This is a genomic window from Marinobacterium litorale DSM 23545 (assembly GCF_000428985.1).
In the GTDB taxonomy this organism is placed as follows: Bacteria; Pseudomonadota; Gammaproteobacteria; order Pseudomonadales; family Balneatricaceae; genus Marinobacterium_D; species Marinobacterium_D litorale.
In genome coordinates this window covers 1-1,188 of the sequence record NZ_AUAZ01000066.1, presented here as the reverse complement: position 1 = coordinate 1,188, position 1,188 = coordinate 1, and the positions used below count along the sequence as shown (strand labels likewise).

1 rRNA gene is annotated in these 1,188 nt (G+C 51.7%); it reads left to right on the top strand.

The annotated features are described in order from the left end of the window. Positions 1-32: 32 nt before the first annotated feature. Positions 33-1,188 (top strand): 23S ribosomal RNA (locus G403_RS0120435); the annotation flags it as partial.

The window sequence follows — 1,188 nt, the reverse complement described above, 5'->3', positions numbered from 1 at the left end:
TATTCAACTGATCAGACGCCTTCGGGTTATATGGTCAAGTGAATAAGCGTGCACGGTGGATGCCTTGGCAGTCAGAGGCGATGAAGGACGTTGTAGCCTGCGAAAAGGTTCGGGGAGTCGGCAAACAGACTTTGATCCGGACATGTCCGAATGGGGAAACCCACCCGCTTGCGGGTATCTCTTAACTGAATACATAGGTTTTGAGAGGCGAACCCGGGGAACTGAAACATCTAAGTACCCGGAGGAAAAGAAATCAATTGAGATTCCCTCAGTAGCGGCGAGCGAACGGGGAGCAGCCCTTAAGCTGTTTATGTACTAGTAGAACACTCTGGAAAGTGTGGCCATAGTGGGTGATAGCCCCGTATACGAAAGTGCATTTACAGTGAAATCGAGTAGGACGGGACACGTGTTATCCTGTCTGAACATGGGGGGACCATCCTCCAAGGCTAAATACTCCTGACTGACCGATAGTGAACCAGTACCGTGAGGGAAAGGCGAAAAGAACCCCTGTGAGGGGAGTGAAATAGACCCTGAAACCGTGTACGTACAAGCAGTGGGAGCCGTTTACGGACGGTGACTGCGTACCTTTTGTATAATGGGTCAACGACTTACTTTCAGTAGCAAGCTTAACCGAGTAGGGGAGGCGTAGGGAAACCGAGTCTTAATAGGGCGTTGAGTTGCTGGGAGTAGACCCGAAACCGGGCGATCTATCCATGGGCAGGTTGAAGGTTGAGTAACATCAACTGGAGGACCGAACCGACTACCGTTGAAAAGTTAGCGGATGACCTGTGGATCGGAGTGAAAGGCTAATCAAGCCCGGAGATAGCTGGTTCTCCTCGAAAGCTATTTAGGTAGCGCCTCATGTCTCACCTCAGGGGGTAGAGCACTGTTTCGGCTAGGGGGTCATCCCGACTTACCAACCCGATGCAAACTCCGAATACCTGAGAGTGCAATCATGGGAGACACACGGCGGGTGCTAACGTCCGTCGTGAAAAGGGAAACAACCCAGACCGCCAGCTAAGGTCCCCAAGTTCTAGTTAAGTGGGAAACGATGTGGGAAGGCTCAGACAGCTAGGAGGTTGGCTTAGAAGCAGCCATCCTTTAAAGAAAGCGTAATAGCTCACTAGTCGAGTCGGCCTGCGCGGAAGATATAACGGGGCTCAAACTAGACACCGAAGCTGCGGATGC